The following is a 19,145-nucleotide window of genomic DNA, read 5'->3' as shown; positions in this document are numbered from 1 at the left end:
GTACGCGGCGTTCGTGACCAGCTCCAAGACCGACGCGCGGCTCGTGGGCGCCGTGCCCCGCTCCGAGACCGCGTCGGCCGACAGCTTCAACACGCTGATGCGTTCCATCGGCAGCTCCGTATCCGCGGCGGTGGCGGGCGTGGTCCTGGCGCAGATGACCACGGACTTCGCCGGCCGTCTCCTGCCCTCCGAGGACGCCTTCCGTGTGGCCCTCCTCAGCGGCAGCGGCGTGGGTCTTGCCGCCGCGGTCGTCGCCTACCTCATCCCCGTCGCGCCGGCGGCCGGTACCGAAGGCGTCGACGATGCCGACGGGGCCGACGAGGCCGCCTCGCCGCACCTGCCGTCCGGGGCGCCTGCCTGACGGGCCGTCGACCGCCACCCTTCACCGCGCCGTCATCGGCCGGTCCTCCTGGCGACAGCGGGGTTCGAGAGAACTGATCTGGGCATGCCAATCGAGCAACCCCCGCATCACCTCTCGCGCCCCGCACGGCGGTCCCTCAGGAGGACGCAGTTGAAGACGAGTTCGTGGACCCGCAGGGTCACGTTCACCCTCGGCAGCAGCATCGCGCTGGTCGTCGCGGTCTCGGGCAGCGCGTTCGCCGCGCCGCCCCCGCCGCTGCCCGCCAACGCCGACGGGCTCGACCGGACGTTCCAGCCCGCGTTCGACTACGACACGGACGGCTGCTACTCCTCGGCGGCCATCGGACCCGACGGCACGGTCAACCCGGGACTCAAGCCCACGGGCGCCCTCAACGGCTCGTGCCGGGACGCCTGGGACCTGGACAACACCAACAGCTACTCCCGCTCCAAGTGCAACAACGGCTGGTGCGCCGTCCTCTACGGGCTCTACTTCGAGAAGGACCAGGCGATCCCCGGCATCTCCCTCGGCGGCCACCGCCACGACTGGGAGCACGTCGTGGTCTGGATCCAGGACAACCAGGCCAAGTACGTCTCCACGTCCGCGCACGGTGACTTCAACACGTACGGCCGCGACCAGATCCGCTGGGACGGGACACACCCCAAGGTCGTCTACCACAAGGACGGTGTGAGCACCCACTGCTTCCGCCCCGCCAACGCGAACGACGAGCCGCCGGAGAACCACAAGGGCCAGTGGCAGTTCCCGGCCCTCGTCGGCTGGAACGGCTACCCGGCGGGCGTCCGCGACAAGCTGGTCCAGACGGACTTCGGAAGCGCCCACTTCGGCCTGAAGGACGGCAGCTTCGCCCCGCACCTCGCCGAGGCGAAGCCCGCAGGCATCCCGTTCGACCCGTACGCCTGAGCGGCCCCCACGCCTGCCGTGCCGCCCCCGGGGACGCCTCAGTCCACGGGGACGGCGCGGGTGGGCACGTCGTGACTCTGGTGTCCGCCGCTGGCGAGCATGCGGACGTTGCCGTCCTCGTCGATCTCGGCCTGCACGATGCCCGTCTCGTCGGAGTACACGGGGTGCCCGCCCGCCCCCTTACGGTCCGTGCGGGTGACGACGATGGAGTCACCCGAGGTCGGGAAGGTCAGCTCGAACCGCTCGGCATGCTGCATGCGCCTGTTTATACCGACACCTGACGCCGAATCGGCGGTCCGCGGGGCACCGCTGCCCGGACGGACGCCGGAAACCGATCATTCGGCGGCGCGCGCACCGGAGGGGGCGGCGCCGGCCCCGTCCCTGACGAGCGCCGCGACCTGGTCGGTGACCAGGTCGAGCAGCGCCGCCGACTCCTCGTCGTGGCCCAGGACGAGGATGTTCAGGGTCAGACCGTCGGTGACCGACGCGAGATAGCGGGCCAGCACCGGCACGGGGACCAGGATGTCGAGCACCATGCTCGCGTCGAGCTCCTCGATGAGCTCCCGGTAGATCTCGGCGTACCGCTCGTGCTGACGGCGCGCCAGCTCCTCGAACCCCGGGGTGCGCAGCGCGTGCTGGGTGAGCTCGTAGGTCAGCATGTGCTCGCCCGGATGGGTGCGGACATGCTCCCAGTACGCCTCGAATCCGGCCCGCATGGTCTCCCTGAACGTCGCGCGCGGCCGCAGCGCCTTCTTCACCGTGCCGACGTAGTGGTCGGTGATCGCCGTGATCACGGACTCCAGCAGGGCCTGCTTGGAGTCGAAGCAGTAGTGGAAGACGCTCAGTGACACGCCCGCCTCCGCCGCGATGGACCGGGTCGTCGTGCGCGGCACGCCGTCCCGGGTCATGGCGCGGATGGCCGCCTCGGTCAACTGCCGGCGCCGTTCGGCGAGCGGCATACGGGGCATGCGGTGGTTCCTTTCTGGTGCGGCCCGGGTCCGAACGGCCCCGGGCGGGGCGACGAGGCGTTCAGCCCCGTCACCCCGCCCGGGGCGGCCCTCAGCCGCTGTAGACGCCGACCTCGCGGAGGGAGTACCCCCAGTCGGTGCCGCGTTGCTGACCGAAGATCCGGACGTACCGCGCGGTCGTCCCGGCGAACGTGACGGTGTCGAGACCGCCGTCACCGCTCGTGGTCGACCAGGCGGTACGCCAGGCCGCGCCGTCGTCGGAGACCTCGATACGGTACGCCTTGCCGTACGCCCGCTCCCAGTCGAGCGTGACCTTCTTGACCAGCTGCGGCGAACCGAGATCGATCCGGAGCCACTGGCCGTCCTTCCACTCGCTCGCCCAGCGGGTCCCCGGGTCGCCGTCGACGGCCCGGCTCGCCGCGAACGTGGTGAAGGGGTTCCACCACTCCGTGGTGGACGCCGCCGCCGGCTTCGCCGAGGCGAGGTTCACGCCGGCCCGGTGCCGCTCGGAGGCGCCCCAGGTGTCGAGGTAGGACTCGGCGCCCCGGAACAGGTCGCTCACCACGTCCTGGCCGCCGACCACCCGGATGTCCTCGATCCAGTCCGGCACCATGCCGTTGTGCGCGGCGCCGTCGGTGTTGAGGTCCCAGGTCCGCTGCCCGGTCTTCTGCCGGTCGATGACCGAGCCGCCGTCGGTGCTGCGGAAGGGGTACTTCACCGGGTTGGGGGTGTCCGCGCCACGCGGGCCCGGCCAGCCGCCGACCCCGTTCATGTCGGTGCCGTAGCCGTACCCCACGCCGTACTTGTCACGCAGCGCCTCGGTCCGCTTCGCCTCCGCGATGAAGCCCTCGGAGCCGTTCATGTACTGGGCGATGAAACCGCCGAGCCCGTAGACGCGCTCGGTCCAGTTCAGGTCCATCCAGCTGTGCGACGAGATGACGCCCGGGTAGTCCGCGGACTCCATGATGTCCAGCGCGCGGCCCGTGGCCTTGACGCTCATGTGGTCGATCTCGAGCATCATCTTGCGCTGCATCATGCCGCGCACCGCGTACTCGCCGAGTTCGGTGAGACCTCGCGTGTTGCACTGCGCGTCGGCCGCGTACCCGGGGACCGTCACGCCTGCCGGGAGCTGCTTCTCCGCCTGCGGCGCCGCGGCGAGCCCGATCGGGTTGTCGTGCTGCGGGCCGGTGCACTTCTCGGTCTTCCAGAAGGTGCCGGTCGACAGGAACTGGCCGACGTTGATCGCGGTCCCCAGCGTGCCGCTGTCGAACCGCACCCCGCACAGGGCGTTGTCGAACTTGTGGCAGAGGAACATGCTGCGCACGCCCAGCTGGTGGAGTTCGTCGAGGCCGCGGTCGATGTCGGCCCGGCTGCACTGCGCGACGTCGAGGATCTGCTTGCAGCCGAAGGGCTCGGAGGTCTCGACGCCGAGGACGACCGCGAGCTTGCCCTGCTGGATGACGTCGCGGGCCTGCTCGGAGTCGGTGACGATCCGGAACCAGCCCTTGCCCGGGCCGCCGAACATCTTGTCGATGTAGTCCTGCATCTCGTACGTCTTGCGCGCCTGCAGGCGGATGGAGGTCATCTCGTCGCAGCTGCGGTCCTTGAAGAAGTAGACCGAGCAGATGACCCCGTTGGTGACGAGGTCGTTGACGAGCACCCGCTGACCTCCGCGCCAGGCCCGCTCCACCCAGGCGTAGTAGTTCTGCTGGTGGGTGAGCGAGTCGTGGGCGGGCCAGTCCTTGAACGTCGGCCACCCGTTCGGGTCGTGCTTGCCGTCTCCGCCCTTGGTGATGAAGTCGAAGACCGCGAGCGAGCCGTCCGGGTAGTGCTCGGGGCAGTCCTTGAGCGCGTCGGCCACGCCCTGCTCCGAGAAGTTCTTGCCGCAGATGAGGCGGCCGCCGAAGGCCTCGTTGGACATCAGGTGGTTGTGCGCGTCGACGAAGCCGCGCACCTCGCCCCGTTCGTTCGTTCCCTTGAACGGTGCGCCCGTGACGTTGATCTCGGAGTCGGGGGCGGGCCGGGCCGTCGGGTCCCACCAGGAGCTGTCGGCGGCCGAACCGGGCGCGGGCCCGAGCAGCATGGCCACCGTGGCGAGCAGCAGCGACAGCACGGCCAGCGGCCCGCGCCTGCCGGACGTACGGCTGTGCGTGGGGGGAATCATGGACATCACTCACGTCTTCGGTCGGGGAATTGTCATGTTCCGCGCGAAAGGTGTGGTGAAGGATCCCGACTCCGGGTAAGGGAGTCAAGAGTCCGGGACAGATGACCTGATGCGAGAGGGTAGCGCCTCGATCCGGCCATCGGGGCGGCTTTCTGATCTTCCGTCAGAAGCGTGGGACCTCCACGCTGGGAACCGCTCGCTCCACGCGCCGCCGAAAGGACTCCCCGTGAACCGGCCGAACATCCCGATCGTCCTCGACCCGACAGGGGCCGACCGTCACGCCGAACACCGGCTGCTGCGCGCCCACGGCGCCGCGACCCTCGTGGACGTCCTCGGCGTACAGGCGTGGTCCGTCAGCGACCCGGTCCTGCTCAGGAAACTGCTGACCGGCCCGGACGTCTCCAAGGACGGCCGCCGCCACTGGCCGGCCTTCGACGAGGCCGTACGCGACTGGCCGCTCGCCCTCTGGGTCGCCGTCACGAACATGTTCACCGCCTACGGAGCCGACCACGCCCGCCTCCGCCGCCTGGTCGCTCCCGCCTTCAGCGCCCGCCGGGTCGCCGCCCTGCAACCGGTCGTCGACACCCTCGTGACCGGGCTCCTCGACGGCCTGGCGGCCGAGCCGCACGGAGAGGTCGTCGACCTGCGCGAACGTCTCGCCTACCCCCTGCCCATCGCCCTCATCGGCCACATGATGGGCGTCCCCGAAACCCGCAGGGCCGGCTTCCGCGCCCTCGTGGACGGCGTCTTCGACACCACGCTCACGGCAGAGGAGGCCGCGGCCAACGCCGTACGCCTCTACGGGCTCCTCGACGACCTCATCGCCGCCAGGCGGGCCGAACCGGGCGACGACATGACCTCGCTCCTCATCGCCACGCACGACGAGGAGGGCTCCGCCCTCAGCGAGGCCGAACTGCGCGACACGCTCCTGCTGGTGATCAGCGCCGGGTACGAGACGACGGTCAACGTCATCGACCAGGCGGTCACCTCCCTGCTGACCCACCCGGACCAGCTCGCCCACGTCCGCGCCGGCCGGTCCGGCTGGAACGACGTGGTGGAGGAGACCCTCCGCCTCGAACCGGCCGTAGCGCACCTCCCGCTCCGCTACGCCGTCACCGACATCGCGCTCCCCGACGGCCGGACCATCGCCCGGGGCGACGCCGTCCTCGCCTCCTACGCGGCGGCCAACCGCCACCCCGACTGGCACGGCCCGACGGCCGACGACTTCGACGTCACCCGCCCGGCCAAGGACCACCTCACCTTCGGCCACGGCATCCACTACTGCCTGGGCGCCCCCCTCGCCCGGCTGGAGGTGGCCACCGCACTGGAGCACCTCTTCACCCGCTTCCCCCACCTCGCCCTCGCCGTCGACCCCGCCGAACTCCGCCCCCTGCCCTCGCTGATCAGCAACGGCCACCAGTCCCTGCCGGTCCGCCTCCACCCGAGGTAGACCCGGCCTCCACGGCGCCCGCGGGGACGCGCGGGCACCGGAAAACGAGTTGACCGGCGCGGCCGTCCACGGTCAGGCTGCGCCACGACTGGCCGCCCACATGTCCGGTGACGGCCCGAGGCGATCGATGCTCGGGCGACGAGCCGGCGGATCGGAGACCGAGGGATGACGTCCCGCCTCCATGCCCTCTGTTACGACGCGAACGACCCGGAGCGTCTCTCCAGGTTCTGGAGCGAGTTCCTCGGCTGGAAGACCACCGACGACCCGGACGGCGGCATCGTCCTCCGGCCGGCCGACGACACGGGATTCCTGATCCGGTTCCTCCCGGCCCCGGAGCCGAAGACGGACCAGAACCCCCTGCACTTCGACCTCACGAGCAACGACGAGGACCAGCGGCAGATCGTGGCGAGAGCCCTCGAACTCGGCGCCCGCCACATCGACATCGGCCAGAGCCCCGACGACGGGCACGTGGTCCTCGCCGACCCCGAGGGGAACGAGTTCTGCGTCATCGAGCCGGGGAACGCCTTCCTCGCCGAATGCGGCTTCATCGGAGCGCTCGCCTGCGACGGTTCCCAGGAGGTCGGGTACTTCTGGAGCCGGGCACTGGGCTGGCCCCTGGTCTGGGACCAGGACCAGGAGACCGCGATCCGCTCGCCGCACGGCGGGCCGAAGATCACCTGGGGCGGGCCGCCGTACATGGACAGGACCGGAAGGGCCCGCCTGCGCTTCGACCTCGCCCCGCCCGCGGACGGCGACCAGCACGCCGAGGTCGAACGTCTCCTCTCCCTCGGAGCCACGCGCCTCGACAACCCCACCGCGACCACCACGGGCGAGCCCGCGCCGGTGCTGCTCGTGGACCCCGACGGCCAGGAGTTTCGGGTCCTGCCTCCCCGCTGACGACCGGTCCCACCGCCCGGGCGGCGCGGCGGACGGGACCTTACGAATCCCGGACGTCGGCGCGCACGCCACCCGCACCCCCCGCCCGCTCCGTACGGTGATCCCCATGCGTGTACTCGTCACCGGCGGCGCGGGCTTCATCGGCTCACACATCGTCGACGCCCTGGCCGCCCGCGGCCATCACCCCGTCGTCCTCGACGCCCTCCTCCCGGCGGCCCACTCCGGACCGCCGCCGTCGCCGCCCGCGGCGGCCGAGTGGCTGCACGGAGACGTGCGCGACCGGGAGACCGTCGCCCGCGCGCTCGACGGTGTCGACGCCGTCTGCCACCAGGCCGCCATGGTCGGCCTCGGCAAGGACTTCGCCGACGCCCCCGACTACGTCGCCTGCAACGACCTCGGCACCGCCGTTCTCCTCGCCGCCATGGCCGAGGCCGGGATCGGCCGCCTCGTCCTGGCCGGCTCCATGGTCGTCTACGGCGAGGGCCGCTACGACTGCCCCACCCACGGGCCCGTGCGTCCCGGTCCCCGTGCCGAAGGCGACCTCGCGGCGGGCCGGTTCGAGCCCCGCTGCCCCCGGTGCGGCGCCGCACTCGCGCCCGGGCTCGTCGGCGAGGACGCGCCCGCCGACCCCCGCAACGTGTACGCCACCACCAAACTCGCCCAGGAACACCTCGCCGCCTCCTGGGCCCGCACCACCGGCGGCCGTGCCGTCTCCCTGCGGTACCACAACGTCTACGGACCCCGCATGCCCCGCGACACCCCGTACGCCGGAGTCGCCTCGCTCTTCCGCTCCGCCCTGGCGTGCGGTGTGGCGCCCCGGGTCTTCGAGGACGGCGGACAGCGGCGGGACTTCGTCCACGTACGGGACGTGGCCACCGCCAACGCCCTGGCCCTGGAGGCCCTCGCCGACCGGGCGCCCGCCTCACTCACCCCGTACAACACGGGCAGCGGCGACCCCCGCACGGTCGGCGAGATGGCGACGGCGCTCGCCACCGCCCACGGCGGACCGCCGCCGGTCGTGACGGGGGAGTACCGCCTCGGCGACGTACGCCACATCACCGCCGACCCCACCCGCCTCCGGGCCGACCTGGGCTGGCGTCCCGCCGTCGGCTTCGCCGAGGGCATGACCGAGTTCGCTACGAGCGAGCTGCGGGGAGCGTGACCTCGAAGCAGCAGCCGCCCTCCACGTTGCGCACGTCGGCGCGCCCCGCGTGGGCCTCCACGATGCCCTGCACGATGGCTAGACCGAGTCCCGCCCCACCGGGCGGGGTCCGGGCCTCCGTGCCGCGCCACCCCGTGTCGAAGACGCGCGGCAGTTCGTCCACGGGGATGCCGCCACAGCCGTCCGTGACCGACAGGACGACGGTTTCGGCGCGGCGCTCGGCGGCCACGGCTACCGTGCCGTCGGCCGGAGTGTGACGGATCGCGTTCACCAGCAGGTTCGCCAGCACCCGGGTCATCTCCCGGCCGTCCACCTCCACCGGCTCGGGCGCGACCCGCTCGCCCACCAGCCGCACCCCCTGCTCGCGCGCGAGCGGCACCGCGCCGGCCAGCGCGTCGCCCACCAGGTCGTGTACCGAGACCCGGACGGGGCTCAGCGTCAGCGCCCCCGCGTGGATGCGGGAGAGCTCGAACAGATCGCCCACCATGCTGTTGAGCCGGTCGACCTCCGTCCGGATCTGCCGGTGGTAGCGGACCGGATCGGCGACCACTCCGTCCTCCAGAGCCTCCGACATCGCCCGAAGACCGGCGAGCGGCGTGCGCAGATCGTGCGAGATCCAGGCGACGAGCTCACGCCGGGACGCCTCCAGGGCGCGCTCGCGCTCCCGGGACTCGGCGAGCCGCGCACTGGTCGCCGACAGCTCACGGCTGAGTGCAGCCAGCTCGGCGGGGGCCGGCACACGAGGCGCGGAGAAGACCCCGCCCTCCCCGAAGTCCCGCGCCGCGACGGCGAGTTCCCGGCAGCTGACGACGACATGGCGACCCAGAAGCAGCGCGGTGCCGAGCGAGGCGGCCGCCGCCATCGCGACGACCGTGGTGACGACGAACAGGTCGTGCGCCGACAGGAACATGGCCCACGCCACGGCGAGGGTCCCGGAGAGCATCGCCGTCACGGCGACGCTCGCGACGACCGTGAGGGACACGGCGACCGAGCGGCTGCGCAGCAACCGCAGCAGCCCGGCCCCCAGCACCCCGGCCGCGGCCGCGCCGAAGAAGGCGTACAGGGCGATGAGAAGTATGTCGCGCACGGCTCAGCCCTCCGTCGGCGGCGCGGGCGCGGCGGGCCGGTCGGCGGCCGCCTCGAAGCGGTAGCCGACGCCCCACACCGTCTGGATCAGCGTCGGACGCGCCGGATCCTCCTCGATCTTCCCCCTCAGCCGGCGCACATGGACCGTGACCGTCGACAGATCACCGAAGTCCCACCCCCACACCTCCCGCATCAGCCGCTCGCGGTCGCACACCTCGCCGGCGTGCAGCAGGAAGTAGCTCAGCAGGTCGAACTCACGCAGCGTCAGCGCCAGCGGCCGCCCGTCCCTCGTAGCGCGCCGCGCCGCCGGGTCGACCTCCAGACCGCCCGCCCGCAGCAGCGGACCGGGCCGCCGGACGGTGGTGTGGCGGCGGAGCACGGCCTCCACCCGCAGGACCAGTTCGCGCGGGCTGAACGGCTTCGTGACGTAGTCGTCCGCGCCGATCTCGAGGCCGAGGATGCGGTCCTCCTCGTCGGTGCGCGCCGTCAGCATGATCACCGGGACCGGGCCGATGCTCCGCAACCGCCGGCAGACCTCCAGGCCGTCCATGCCCGGAAGCATCAGATCGAGCACCACGAGATCCGGCCACCGTGCCCCTGCGGCGGACAGCGCGGACGGCCCGTCGGCCACCCGGTCCACCGCGAATCCGGCCCGCTCCAGATAGCCGGTGACCACCTCGGCGACGGTCGGATCGTCGTCCACCACCAGGACGCGCTGTGGTGTCCCCTCGGACTGCTCAGGCTGCTGCATGGGGGCCAGCCTCGCACCGGTCCGTGCCGTTCGCGCACCTCGGGGGTGGCGCAGGGGAGCGACGTCCGCGTTTCGTAAGGTCCGCGGATCCCTTCTGTCCCGTCCGGATTCGTACGGTGAAATCCGTGACCGAATCGCCTTCCGCGACCACGTACGCGGTGAACGTCGTCCTGCCCTGCCTCGACGAGGCCCGGGCGCTGCCCTGGGTCCTGGAGCGCGTGCCGCCCGGCTGGCGGCCGATCGTCGTCGACAACGGATCGACCGACGGCTCCCCCGGGATCGCCCGTGACCTCGGGGCGACCGTCGTCACCGAGCGGCGCCGCGGCTTCGGCGCCGCCTGCCACGCCGGGCTGCTCGCCGCCGACTCCGACATCGTCTGCTTCTGCGACTGCGACGGCTCGCTGGACCCCGGCCTGCTCGTCCCGTTCGCCGCCCAGGTGGCCGCGGGCGAGGCCGATCTCGTCCTCGGCCGACGGCGACCCGCGTCACGCGGCGCATGGCCGGCGCACGCACGGGCCGGGAACGTCGCCCTGGCCCGCATGCTGCGCCGCCGCACCGGACTCCGCCTCCACGACCTCGGCCCCATGCGCGCCGCGCGCCGCGACGCGCTGCTCGCCCTGGACCTCACCGACCGGCGCAGCGGATACCCCCTCCAGATGGTGGTGCGCGCCGCCGACGCGGGCTGGCGGGTGGCCGAGCGGGACGTCCCGTACCTGTCCCGTACGGGAAAGTCCAAGGTCACCGGCACCTGGCTGGGCACCTGGCATGCCGTCCGCGACATGCGCAAGGTCCTGCGCGAGGCGCACCCGACCACGGAGGAGACCGCCCCGGCGGCACGAGTGGAGGCGAACCGGTGAGCACCCTTCTCGTCATCGCCAAGGAACCCGTACCAGGGCGGGTGAAGACCCGGCTCACCCCGCCCTTCAGCCCGCAGCAGGCGGCGCGCCTCGCCGAGGCGGCGCTCGCCGACACCCTGGCCACGGTGCTCGCCACCCCGGCCGACCGCCGGGTCCTCGTCCTCGACGGCGCACCGGGCGACTGGCTCCCGCGCGGCTTCGAGACCGTGCCGCAGAGCCCCGGCGGCCTGGACGCGCGTCTCGCCGCCGCGTTCGCCTCCTGTACGGGCCCCACCCTGCTGGTCGGCATGGACACCCCGCAGGTGTCCCCGGAACTCCTGTGCACGGGACTCGACTTCAGCGGCTGCGACGCGTGGTTCGGTCCGGCGGAGGACGGCGGCTTCTGGGCGCTCGGCCTCGCGACACCGGACCCCGCCCTGCTGCGCGGCGTCCCCATGTCCGTCCCCGAGACCGGGACGGTGCAGCGCCGCCGCCTCACGGACGCGGGTCTGCACGTGCGCGATCTGCCGTGGCTCCGGGACGTCGACACGGCCGCCGACGCCCAGGCCGTCGCCGAAGCGGCCCCCGGCACGCGCTTCGCCGCCACCCACCACGCGCTGACGGCGACGTCGACGGCGACCGCGACCGCGACGGCGGCAGCGACCCTGACCGCGACCGCGACCCCGACCGCGACCGCGCCCACGACGGCGACGGGTGCCGCATGAGCGCGCTGGAATCGGAGTGCGGTACGGCCGACAACTTCGGGACCGCGGGAACGTACGCCGATGACGAGGTACACACCTCACCGCCCGCCCAGGCGGCCGGAGCGCGACGTGTCCCGGCCCGTACCCCGGTCACCGCCCGCGTCCCGTCGTCCCCCGGCGGCGGCCTCGTCGACCCCTGGCTCGCCGACCCCTGGGCGGACGCCCTCCGCTCCGGTCGCGGCCCTGTCTTCCTCCGGCGCGACGACGGCCGGCTGCTGCCTCTGGAGGTTGGTCGAACGATGGTGCGCGGTCGCCGATCCGGCCGACGGCACGGTGCTCGACCGCTGCGAGGGCGCGGTCCTGGACGTCGGCTGCGGACCCGGACGCCTGGTGCACGCGCTGGCCGCCGCCGGGCGGCCCGTCCTCGGCATCGACGTCTGCCAGGAGGCCGTCGACCGTACGGTCGACGGCGGCGGCACCGCCCTGTTGCGGTCCGTCTTCGACCCGCTGCCGGCCGAGGGCCGCTGGGGCACCGTCCTGCTCATGGACGGCAACATCGGCATCGGCGGCGACCCCGGACAGCTCCTCGCACGCGCCGCCGAACTGGTCGAACCCGAGGGACAGCTCCTCGTGGAGGCGGCCGCCCCCGACGTCGACGAGCGGGTCGCCGTCCGGGTCGTCGACGGCCGCGGAGCGCACGGCGCCGACTTCCGCTGGGCCCGCGTCGGCGCCCGGGCCCTGCCCGCGTACGCCGACGCCACCGGGTGGCGGGTCGAACGCCGCTGGCGGGCCGGGAACCGGAGCTTCCTTCAGCTCCGGCGACGCCGCCGCTGAGCCGGCAGCCGTCGTGCGCCGAGCACCACGCCCGTCCCGATCGCCACCACCCCCATCAGGACCAGCCAGTTGCGGACGTAGTCGAGGGGAAGGGCGGTCGGGTTGGGCGGGGCCCCCGGCCGCACCATGAGGGGAAGCGCGATCAGGGTCAGACTCCCCGCCACGATCAGACCACCGCGCACCGCGCCCCGTGCCGGCACCGCGGCGATCAGCAGCCCGACCCCCGAGCACGACCGGCGCGATCACCCCGTCGTGCAGCACGATCGCCCCCGCCAGCCAGAGAACCACCTCCCCGACCGTTCCGGTCCGCACCACCAGCACCGCCCCGAGCACCATGAGCGCGACCCCCAGCGCACCGCACACGTACCGGACCACGCTCACAGCACCTCCAGCCCGGCGACCCACTTGGTCTGCAGCACACCAGGCCGGTTCGGCGCGATGATCCGTGCCGGAAAGCCGTGGTCCAGCGACAGCACCTGCCCGTTCAGCCGCAGCGCCAGCAGCGTCGCCGGATCCTCCGCGTACGACGCTCCCATCTCCATGACCCGGTACGCGCCCCGGCGTTCCAGGGACACCACCCGTACCCGTGACCGTGGTGACGCCCCCGCACGCTCCAGCAGATCCCGGATCCGTACGCCCGTCCAGCGCGCCTCCACGCTCCACCCCTCCACGCAGGCGATGGGCAGCCGGACGTCGGTCTGCGGCAGCGCGCGCAGCTCCTCCAGGCCCAGCGCGTACGACCGGGGCCCGGCGACCGTCAGCCGCCAGTCGCGGGTGGCCGCCGCGGTCACCCCGGCCGCGACGGCGGTCCGGTTGACCGGCAGGCCTTGCGTTCCATGGTCCGGATGACGCGGCGCGAGCAGGTCCAGCCGCTTCAGCGGCGTGAACGACTGGCCGACCGTCGTCAGCGTGACCGCGGCCACGCCCGCCGCGACGCCCGTCAGAAGCGAGCGTCGGTCGGGCTCGTCCTCGGCCGGAAGAGTCAGCGTGCCGGGGGAGCGGCGCCCCCAATGGGACGCGATGTCCGGCCACTTGACGGCCACGTGCAGCAGCAGCGCGCCGGCGAGCAGCCACGCGACGGCGAAGTGCACGGGGACGAAGGAGAACGGCCACGGGTACCACTCGACGATGTTCAGCAACCCGGTGAACAGCTGGAACACTCCGGCCGCGACCAGGGCGGCCACGGACAGACGCTCCAGCGCGTGCCGTACCGACCGCAGCGGCGGCCGGACGAACAGCCTCGGATAGACGGCCCACAGCTTCGCCATGAGCAGCGGGATCGCGGCGATCCCGCTCGCCACGTGCAACCCCTGGCTGAAGCGGTAGCCCCACGTCGGCCTGCTCGGCAGGACGTCGGCGAGCCAGTCCGGCGGCCGCTGCAGATAGTGGCTCGTGACGCCGGTGAGGAAACAGACCGCGAGGGCGAGCCCGAGCCAGCGGCCGATCGCCGTGGCCGTTCTCCCGTCATGGAGACGGCCGCGGAAGGTGGGCAGGGGCGGTGTCGCGAGGGGGGATTTCACGCTCCCATCTCACCGTGCACCGGGCCTCGGGAGGCGGATCGACTCCTTACGGAACTCGGACGGCCGGGGCGGCGGGCCCCTCGGGGCGGCGTCCGGCTGCGACGCTGCGGAATGTGATCTCTCCTCGTACCGCGGTGGCCGGCGGCCTCCTGGCCGCTCTCGTCACGGTCCTCGTGTGCACCGTCCGGGAGGACGGCTACCACACCGATCCGGGCCGCCTGTCGTGGTGGTACGCCGCCTCCTGGGCACTCTTCGCCGCGGCGGCCCTCGCCCTGCGCAAGGTGCCGCCCCGTCAGGCGGTCGTCCTCGTCCTGGCGGGATCGGCGCTGGTCGCCGCCACCGGCCTGCTCGCCCCGCCGCGTACGAGCACCGACGCGTACCGCTACGCCTGGGACGGCCGGGTGCAGGCGGCGGGCATCCCGCCCTACGACCACGCTCCCGCGGACCCCGAACTCGCCCCGCTCCGGGACGACTGGCTGTTCCCGAGCGGCGCCGCGGCCTGCCGGAGCCCGGACGTCGCACGGGTCCCGGCGACGCTCGACGCCGCTCCGGCCCCCGCCGCACACCACTGCACCCGCGTCAACCGCCCCACCGTGCACACCATCTACCCACCGATCGCCGAGGGGTACTTCCTCGGCGTCCACCTGCTCGCCCCGGACGGCGCCCGCCTGAAGCCGCTTCAGATCGGGGGCGCGCTCCTGTCCGTGGGCATCACCGGCCTCCTGCTGCGGATCCTGCGCCGACGCGGCGATCCCCGCACCGCCGTCTTCTGGGCCTGGTGCCCGGCCGTCCCCCTCGAAGCCGTGAACAACGCCCATGTCGACACGCTCGGCGTACTGTTCGCCGTCGCGGGACTCGGCCTCGTCGCCCGCCACCGGGTGGCGGGCGGCGCGCTCGTGGGAGCCGCCGTCGCCGTGAAGCTGATGCCCGCGATCGTGCTGCCCGGAGCGCTGTCCGGTGTACGGCGCGTGCGGGACGCGGCCGCGATCCTGGTGCCGGCCGGGGCCGTGACGGTACTGGCCTATCTGCCCTACCTGCTGATCTCCGACGGCTCCGTCCTCGGCTACCTCGGCGGCTATGTCGAGGAGGAGGGGTACGACGACGCGGACGCCGGCAACCGCTACGCCCTGCTCCGGCTCGTGCTGCCCCCGTCGTGGGCCGTGCCTGCGCTGGTCGCCGCCCTGCTCGTCTGCTGCGCCCATGTCGTACGGCGCGGAGATCCCGAACGCCCGTGGAGCGGCGCGCTCCTGGTCACCGGGACCGCCTTCCTCCTGCTGACCCCGGGATACTCCTGGTACGCCCTGCTCCTCGTCGCGCTGGTCGCCCTGGACGGCCGGTGGGAGTGGCTGCTCGTGGCGGTGGCGGGGGCGGCGAAGTACGTGGCGGGCAGAGCGTTCGACGACCCGAACGCGGTGGGGACCCTCGCGTACGCCGCCGCGGCCGTCGCCGTCCTCGCGGGCACCCTGCTGCGCCGCCGGGGCGGTGGAGCCACGATGCCGCGCGGACGTCGGGCGGCCGGTGCCGTGGATCCCGCGTGTGACGTAAGACTTTCGTCATCGGGGCGCATGTGGCGCGCCCCCCGCGCGGTGGGATGGAATGCCCAGGACCGACGTACGACAGCACGGAACGAGGACGATCGTGGCAGGTGGGGGTAAGAAGTCGCTGCTCTGGGGCGCGACGGCGGTGGCGGTGGCCTTGGCCGCCCTGGGGCTCTACTGGTTCCAGCCCTGGAAGCTGTGGCAGGACGAGACGGTCGACGAGGCCCTTCCGACGGCGGTGCCCGGGTCCGCCTCGTCGCCCGGGCCCGCCTCCTCTCCCGGTGGCGCGAGCCCCGCAGCGGGGCCGCAGACGGTCGCCCAGGGCGACCTGATCAGCCACGAGCACAGGACCACCGGTACGGCGAAGCTCATCCGCCTCGCCGACGGCAGCCTGACCTTGCGCCTGGAGGACCTGAACACCAGCAACGGCCCGGACCTGCGCGTGTGGCTGACCGACGCCCCGGTCAAGGAGGGCGTGGCGGGCTGGCGGGTCTTCGACGACGGCAGGTACATCAGCCTGGGCAGGCTGAAGGGCAACAAGGGGGACCAGAACTACCCGCTCCCGCCCGGCACCGACCCGTCCGCCTTCACGAGCGTCACCATCTGGTGCGACCGCTTCGACGTCTCCTTCGGTGCGGCCGGCCTGCGGGTCTGACATGTCCGCCCGGGGGTCTGCGCCGACGCGCGGGCCCCCGGGCGAGGCGCTAGGAGGCCGGGGCCGCCACGGTGCGCGCGATCCGGTCGAGGGTCGTCCGCATTCCGTCGCGGTTGACGGCGATCCGGCGCTCGGGGTTCGTGCCCGCGAAGACGGTGCCGAGGACCTCCGCCAGGCGCGAACCCCGGCCGGTCCGCAGGTCCTGCCAGGTCTCCGTCACTCGCGTACCCGTCCCCTCGGCCGCGAAGCGATAGCCCCAGCGGGCGATCGGCAGCCCGAAGGCGCCGACGTCGAAGGTGAACTCCTCGCCCTCGCGGGCGACCGACACCCGCCCGGTCGTGAACCAGACGAAGAGCCCCCGCCGGTTGAAGCCGACGAACCGGCTCCCGGCGGTCACGGGAGGGCGCGCCACCCAGACCCCCCGGCACTCGGGACTCCACCGGCCCATGTCCCGGAGGTTCGCCACCAGCCGGTACACGACCTCCGGCGCGGCGTCCACCACGACGGACTCCTCAAGACTCCACTGGCGCCCCATCGACGACCTCCCTGTCGCTGCGTCGGACTTACCGGCGGGTAGGTTAGCGGACCGACCCGGTCACGCGGCAGTGGCGGAGCGTCCCCGGACGGACGTCCGCGTCAGGAGCGCGTAGCAGGCCGAGGTGACGACGATGCCGACGGGCAGGGCGAGGTCCACTCCGCCCAGGGCGGCGGCGATGGGGCCGGTGTAGAGGGTGTTGACGCACAGGGCGGCCGCGGCGACACCCGCGCCCAGCGCCGACGCGCCGGCCAGGTTGACCCCGCCCGCGTGCCAGAACGGGCTGTCCGGGGTCTCGCCCTCGCGCGCGAGATCCGGACGCTCGCCCCCGGCGCGTGGTTGTCCGGCTGGGGCCTGGACCCGAACGTGTTCGGCGACCGGCCCGTCGCGTACGCCGCACTCGCCCCCGTACTGGACGGCGTACCCGCGCTGCTCCAACTCTTCGACGCCCACTCGATGCTGGCCAGCCCCCGCGCCCTCGAACTGGCCGGCATCGACGGACCGCGGACCTTCGGCCAGGCCGCCGAGATCGTCTGCGACGAGGCGGGCAGGCCCACCGGACTGCTCCTGGAGGACGCGGCCTGCGAACTCGTGGAACGCGCGGCGCCGCAGCCCACGCACGCGGAGCGTCGCGACCGCCTCGCCGTCGCGCTGCGCCGGATGGCCGCCGCCGGCCTGACCGGCGGGCACGCCATGGACGCCAACGGCGACAGCCTCGCCCTGTACGCGGAGCTCGAAGCGGCCGGCGAACTCCCGCTACGGCTGCGGGTCGCCCCCTGGTGCCAGCCCGGTATCGACGAGGAGGGGCTGCGCTCCCTCGTCGCGCGGCAGGGCACCGGCGGGGAGCTGTGGCGCGTCGCGGGGGTGAAGCTGTTCATGGACGGCACGATCGACAACGGCACGGCCTGGCTCGAACGGCCGGACTGCCACGGCGAGTCGACGCACGCCTTCTGGCCCGACCCCGAGGTCTACACCCGGATCGTGGGCGAACTGCACCGCGCCGGCGTGCCGACCGCCACCCACGCGATCGGCGACGCGGCCGTCCGACACGTCCTCGACGCCGTCGAGAAGGCCCAAGCCGGTGGCGGAGGCGGCGGCGTGGTCCGGCACCGGATCGAACACATCGAGAGCGTCCCCGACGACACACCCGCCCGGTTCGCCGAGCTCGGCGTCCTGGCGTCCATGCAACCCACCCACTGCTGCGACTTCACCCGCGCCGACCACACCGACAACTGGTCCCGCCGGCTGGGCGAGGAGCGCGCCTCGCGCGCGTGGCGGTGCCGTGACCTGTGGGACGCCGGGGCCACGGTCGTCCTCGGCTCCGACTGGCCGATCGCGCCGTTCCCGCCGCTGGGCGTGATGGCGGGAGCCCGCCACCGCCGCCCGACCCGTGACCTCACCCAGCCCCCGCACGGCCCCGAGCAGGCGCTGACCGCCCTGGAGGCGCTCCAGGGGATGACGACGGGTCCCGCGTTCGCGGCGGGGGAGGAGCACGAGGCGGGCCGTCTCGCCGTCGGCCACCGTGCCGACCTGACCGTCCTTGCCGACAGCCCGCTCACCGTCGCCGCGACGGACCTCGCGGACCTCCCCGTGCTCCTCACCGTCCTCGACGGGCGCCCCACCCACCGCGACGCGAGCCTCTGAGGGTCAGGACAGCGCCTCGGTGGCGGCCGCCGCCGCCTCGGCGATCAGCCTGTCGTCGTACGAGGCGTCGGCGGTGAGACGGTTGGACAGGACGGCCAGGACGATGGGGGCGCGGCCGGGCGGCCAGAGGACGGCGATGTCGTTCCGCGTGCCGTACGTACCGCCCGCCCCTGTCTTGTCGCCGACCGTCCAGTCCTCGGGGACACCGGCGCGGATCAGTTCCGCGCCGGTGGTGTTGGTGCGCAGCCAGGTGGTCAGCGCGGCGCGCCCGTCGGGCCGGAGCGCGTCGCCGAGGACGAACGCACGCAGGCTCCCCGCGAGAGCCCGTGGGGTGCTGGTGTCACGCGTGGCGCCGGGCGCCCACTCGTTGAGCTCGGGCTCGCGCCGTTCCATCCGGGTGACGCCGTCGCCCAGCTCCGCCAGCGTCGCCTGCAGTCCCCCGGGACCGCCGATCCGGTCGAAGAGCAGGTTGGCGGCGGTGTTGTCGCTGTACCGTACGGCGGCGTCGCACAGCTCGGCGAGCGTCATCCCGGTGGCGACGTGCCGTTCGGTCACGGGGGAGTGGGCGACCAGGTCGTCCCGGGAGTACGTGACCACCCGTTTCATGCCGTCGCCGGGGTTCTCGCGCAACACGGCACCCGCGGCGAGGGCCTTGAAGGTAGAGGCGTAGGGGAACCGGGCGCTGTCGTTGTACGCGACCTCGCGGCCGCTGCCGGTGTCGAGGGCGTACACGCCCAGCCGGGCACCGTAGTTCCGCTCCAGCGCCCGGAACCGTGCCCGGGCCGCGGCCACGCCGTCCGGCGCGGTGGCCGACTCCCGCGGCGGCGGGGCGCTGTCCGCCGGAGGACGGTTGCCGCCGCATCCGGTGAGCGGTACGAGCGCGAACGCGGCCAGTACGGCGAGGAGTCGGTGCCGGGGACGGTGGAGCCGCATGGGGAGGCTTTCCGGTCGGGTGTGGGGCGTTCGGGTCTGTCCGCTCCACTCTGCCACCGGGCCATCCCGTCGCGACGCCGCGGCTCGGCGGTCGGTGTGTCTCGCACCGGACGCCGTCTCCGACGTGCCGCCCGCGCCCGGGTGGACAGCCCACGGCGGTGTCAGTGGGACATGCGACGATCCACGGCG

Annotated in this window: 18 protein-coding genes and 2 pseudogenes; 11 read left to right on the top strand and 9 right to left on the bottom strand. The window is 73.3% G+C overall.

Annotated features, from left to right (window positions below):
- Nucleotides 1-34: 34 nt before the first annotated feature.
- A pseudogene (locus ACF1G2_RS18005) lies at nt 35-361 on the top strand (MFS transporter); the annotation flags it as partial.
- A 150-nt stretch (nt 362-511) separates the two neighbouring features.
- Entirely contained in the window at nt 512-1,279 is a 768-nt protein-coding gene (locus ACF1G2_RS18000) for an NPP1 family protein (RefSeq protein ID WP_391799178.1), read from the top strand.
- A gap of 38 nt (nt 1,280-1,317) precedes the next feature.
- On the opposite strand, the gene ACF1G2_RS17995 is transcribed toward ACF1G2_RS18000, so the two are convergent.
- From ACF1G2_RS17995 to ACF1G2_RS17985, 3 genes are all read right to left on the bottom strand, one after another.
- Nucleotides 1,318-1,536 carry a DUF6296 family protein gene (locus ACF1G2_RS17995; protein WP_391799177.1) on the bottom strand — a complete coding sequence of 73 codons (219 nt, stop codon included), beginning with the start codon at nt 1,534-1,536 and terminating at the stop codon, nt 1,318-1,320.
- A 78-nt stretch (nt 1,537-1,614) separates the two neighbouring features.
- Complete coding sequence (locus ACF1G2_RS17990) at nt 1,615-2,247, bottom strand: TetR/AcrR family transcriptional regulator (RefSeq protein WP_391799176.1); 633 nt, start codon at nt 2,245-2,247, stop codon at nt 1,615-1,617.
- Between the two features lie 91 nt (nt 2,248-2,338).
- On the bottom strand, nt 2,339-4,330 hold the full coding sequence (locus tag ACF1G2_RS17985; protein WP_391799453.1) for a discoidin domain-containing protein: 1,992 nt from the start codon (nt 4,328-4,330) through the stop codon (nt 2,339-2,341).
- A gap of 307 nt (nt 4,331-4,637) precedes the next feature.
- On the opposite strand from ACF1G2_RS17985, the gene ACF1G2_RS17980 reads away from it, so the two are divergent.
- The 3 genes from ACF1G2_RS17980 (at nt 4,638) to ACF1G2_RS17970 (ending at nt 7,920) form a co-directional block, all read left to right on the top strand.
- Nucleotides 4,638-5,861 carry a cytochrome P450 gene (locus ACF1G2_RS17980; protein WP_391799175.1) on the top strand — a complete coding sequence of 408 codons (1,224 nt, stop codon included), beginning with the start codon at nt 4,638-4,640 and terminating at the stop codon, nt 5,859-5,861.
- 165 nt (nt 5,862-6,026) lie between these two features.
- Nucleotides 6,027-6,758 (top strand): VOC family protein, encoded by a 732-nt coding sequence (locus ACF1G2_RS17975; protein ID WP_391799174.1) that lies wholly within the window; start codon nt 6,027-6,029, stop codon nt 6,756-6,758.
- A 106-nt stretch (nt 6,759-6,864) separates the two neighbouring features.
- Nucleotides 6,865-7,920, top strand: coding sequence for an NAD-dependent epimerase/dehydratase family protein (locus tag ACF1G2_RS17970; RefSeq protein WP_391799173.1), 1,056 nt, complete (start codon nt 6,865-6,867; stop codon nt 7,918-7,920).
- Here ACF1G2_RS17970 and ACF1G2_RS17965 read toward each other — a convergent pair.
- Together ACF1G2_RS17965 and ACF1G2_RS17960 are read right to left on the bottom strand one after the other, a co-directional pair.
- Nucleotides 7,895-9,007 carry a sensor histidine kinase gene (locus ACF1G2_RS17965; protein ID WP_391799172.1) on the bottom strand — a complete coding sequence of 371 codons (1,113 nt, stop codon included), beginning with the start codon at nt 9,005-9,007 and terminating at the stop codon, nt 7,895-7,897. The genes ACF1G2_RS17970 and ACF1G2_RS17965 overlap by 26 nt on opposite strands.
- A gap of 3 nt (nt 9,008-9,010) precedes the next feature.
- Nucleotides 9,011-9,757, bottom strand: a complete 747-nt coding sequence (locus ACF1G2_RS17960) for a response regulator transcription factor (protein WP_391799171.1) — start codon at nt 9,755-9,757, stop codon at nt 9,011-9,013.
- 116 nt (nt 9,758-9,873) lie between these two features.
- Between ACF1G2_RS17960 and ACF1G2_RS17955 the strand changes: the two genes are divergently transcribed.
- Genes ACF1G2_RS17955 through ACF1G2_RS17945 form a run of 3 tightly spaced genes read left to right on the top strand, consistent with a single transcriptional unit; the run spans nt 9,874 to nt 12,131 of the window.
- Nucleotides 9,874-10,614 (top strand): glycosyltransferase family 2 protein, encoded by a 741-nt coding sequence (locus tag ACF1G2_RS17955; RefSeq protein ID WP_391799170.1) that lies wholly within the window; start codon nt 9,874-9,876, stop codon nt 10,612-10,614.
- The gene (locus ACF1G2_RS17950; RefSeq protein WP_391799169.1) at nt 10,611-11,318 is read left to right on the top strand and encodes a DUF2064 domain-containing protein; all 708 of its coding nucleotides are present in this window, start codon (nt 10,611-10,613) and stop codon (nt 11,316-11,318) included. The genes ACF1G2_RS17955 and ACF1G2_RS17950 overlap by 4 nt, the downstream gene beginning before the upstream one ends.
- Before the next feature lie 60 nt (nt 11,319-11,378).
- Entirely contained in the window at nt 11,379-12,131 is a 753-nt protein-coding gene (locus tag ACF1G2_RS17945; protein WP_391799168.1) for a class I SAM-dependent methyltransferase, read from the top strand.
- Here ACF1G2_RS17945 and ACF1G2_RS17940 read toward each other — a convergent pair.
- Nucleotides 12,107-12,331: a hypothetical protein gene (locus ACF1G2_RS17940; RefSeq protein ID WP_391799167.1), complete on the bottom strand. Its 225-nt coding sequence runs from the start codon at nt 12,329-12,331 to the stop codon at nt 12,107-12,109. The two genes, ACF1G2_RS17945 and ACF1G2_RS17940, sit on opposite strands and share 25 nt — an antisense overlap.
- Before the next feature lie 177 nt (nt 12,332-12,508).
- Entirely contained in the window at nt 12,509-13,651 is a 1,143-nt protein-coding gene (locus ACF1G2_RS17935; RefSeq protein ID WP_391799166.1) for a molybdopterin-dependent oxidoreductase, read from the bottom strand.
- A gap of 113 nt (nt 13,652-13,764) precedes the next feature.
- Here ACF1G2_RS17935 and ACF1G2_RS17930 point away from each other — a divergent pair, with 113 nt between their 5' ends.
- The gene (locus tag ACF1G2_RS17930; protein ID WP_391799165.1) at nt 13,765-15,306 is read left to right on the top strand and encodes a glycosyltransferase family 87 protein; all 1,542 of its coding nucleotides are present in this window, start codon (nt 13,765-13,767) and stop codon (nt 15,304-15,306) included.
- Nucleotides 15,290-15,844 (top strand): DM13 domain-containing protein, encoded by a 555-nt coding sequence (locus ACF1G2_RS17925; protein ID WP_391799164.1) that lies wholly within the window; start codon nt 15,290-15,292, stop codon nt 15,842-15,844. Before ACF1G2_RS17930 ends, ACF1G2_RS17925 begins: the two co-directional genes overlap by 17 nt.
- Nucleotides 15,845-15,893: 49 nt before the next feature.
- On the opposite strand, the gene ACF1G2_RS17920 is transcribed toward ACF1G2_RS17925, so the two are convergent.
- Complete coding sequence (locus tag ACF1G2_RS17920) at nt 15,894-16,379, bottom strand: SRPBCC family protein (protein WP_391799163.1); 486 nt, start codon at nt 16,377-16,379, stop codon at nt 15,894-15,896.
- A 297-nt stretch (nt 16,380-16,676) separates the two neighbouring features.
- Here ACF1G2_RS17920 and ACF1G2_RS17915 point away from each other — a divergent pair.
- Nucleotides 16,677-18,023, top strand: a pseudogene (locus ACF1G2_RS17915) (amidohydrolase); the annotation flags it as partial.
- 3 nt (nt 18,024-18,026) lie between these two features.
- Here the strand turns inward: ACF1G2_RS17915 and bla are convergent.
- Nucleotides 18,027-18,956: a class A beta-lactamase gene (gene bla, locus ACF1G2_RS17910; RefSeq protein ID WP_391799162.1), complete on the bottom strand. Its 930-nt coding sequence runs from the start codon at nt 18,954-18,956 to the stop codon at nt 18,027-18,029.
- Nucleotides 18,957-19,145: the final 189 nt, after the last annotated feature.

Source organism: Streptomyces sp. NPDC013457, from assembly GCF_043089925.1.
In the GTDB taxonomy this organism is placed as follows: domain Bacteria; phylum Actinomycetota; class Actinomycetes; order Streptomycetales; family Streptomycetaceae; genus Streptomyces.
This window is presented reverse-complemented; position numbering and strand designations above follow the sequence as displayed.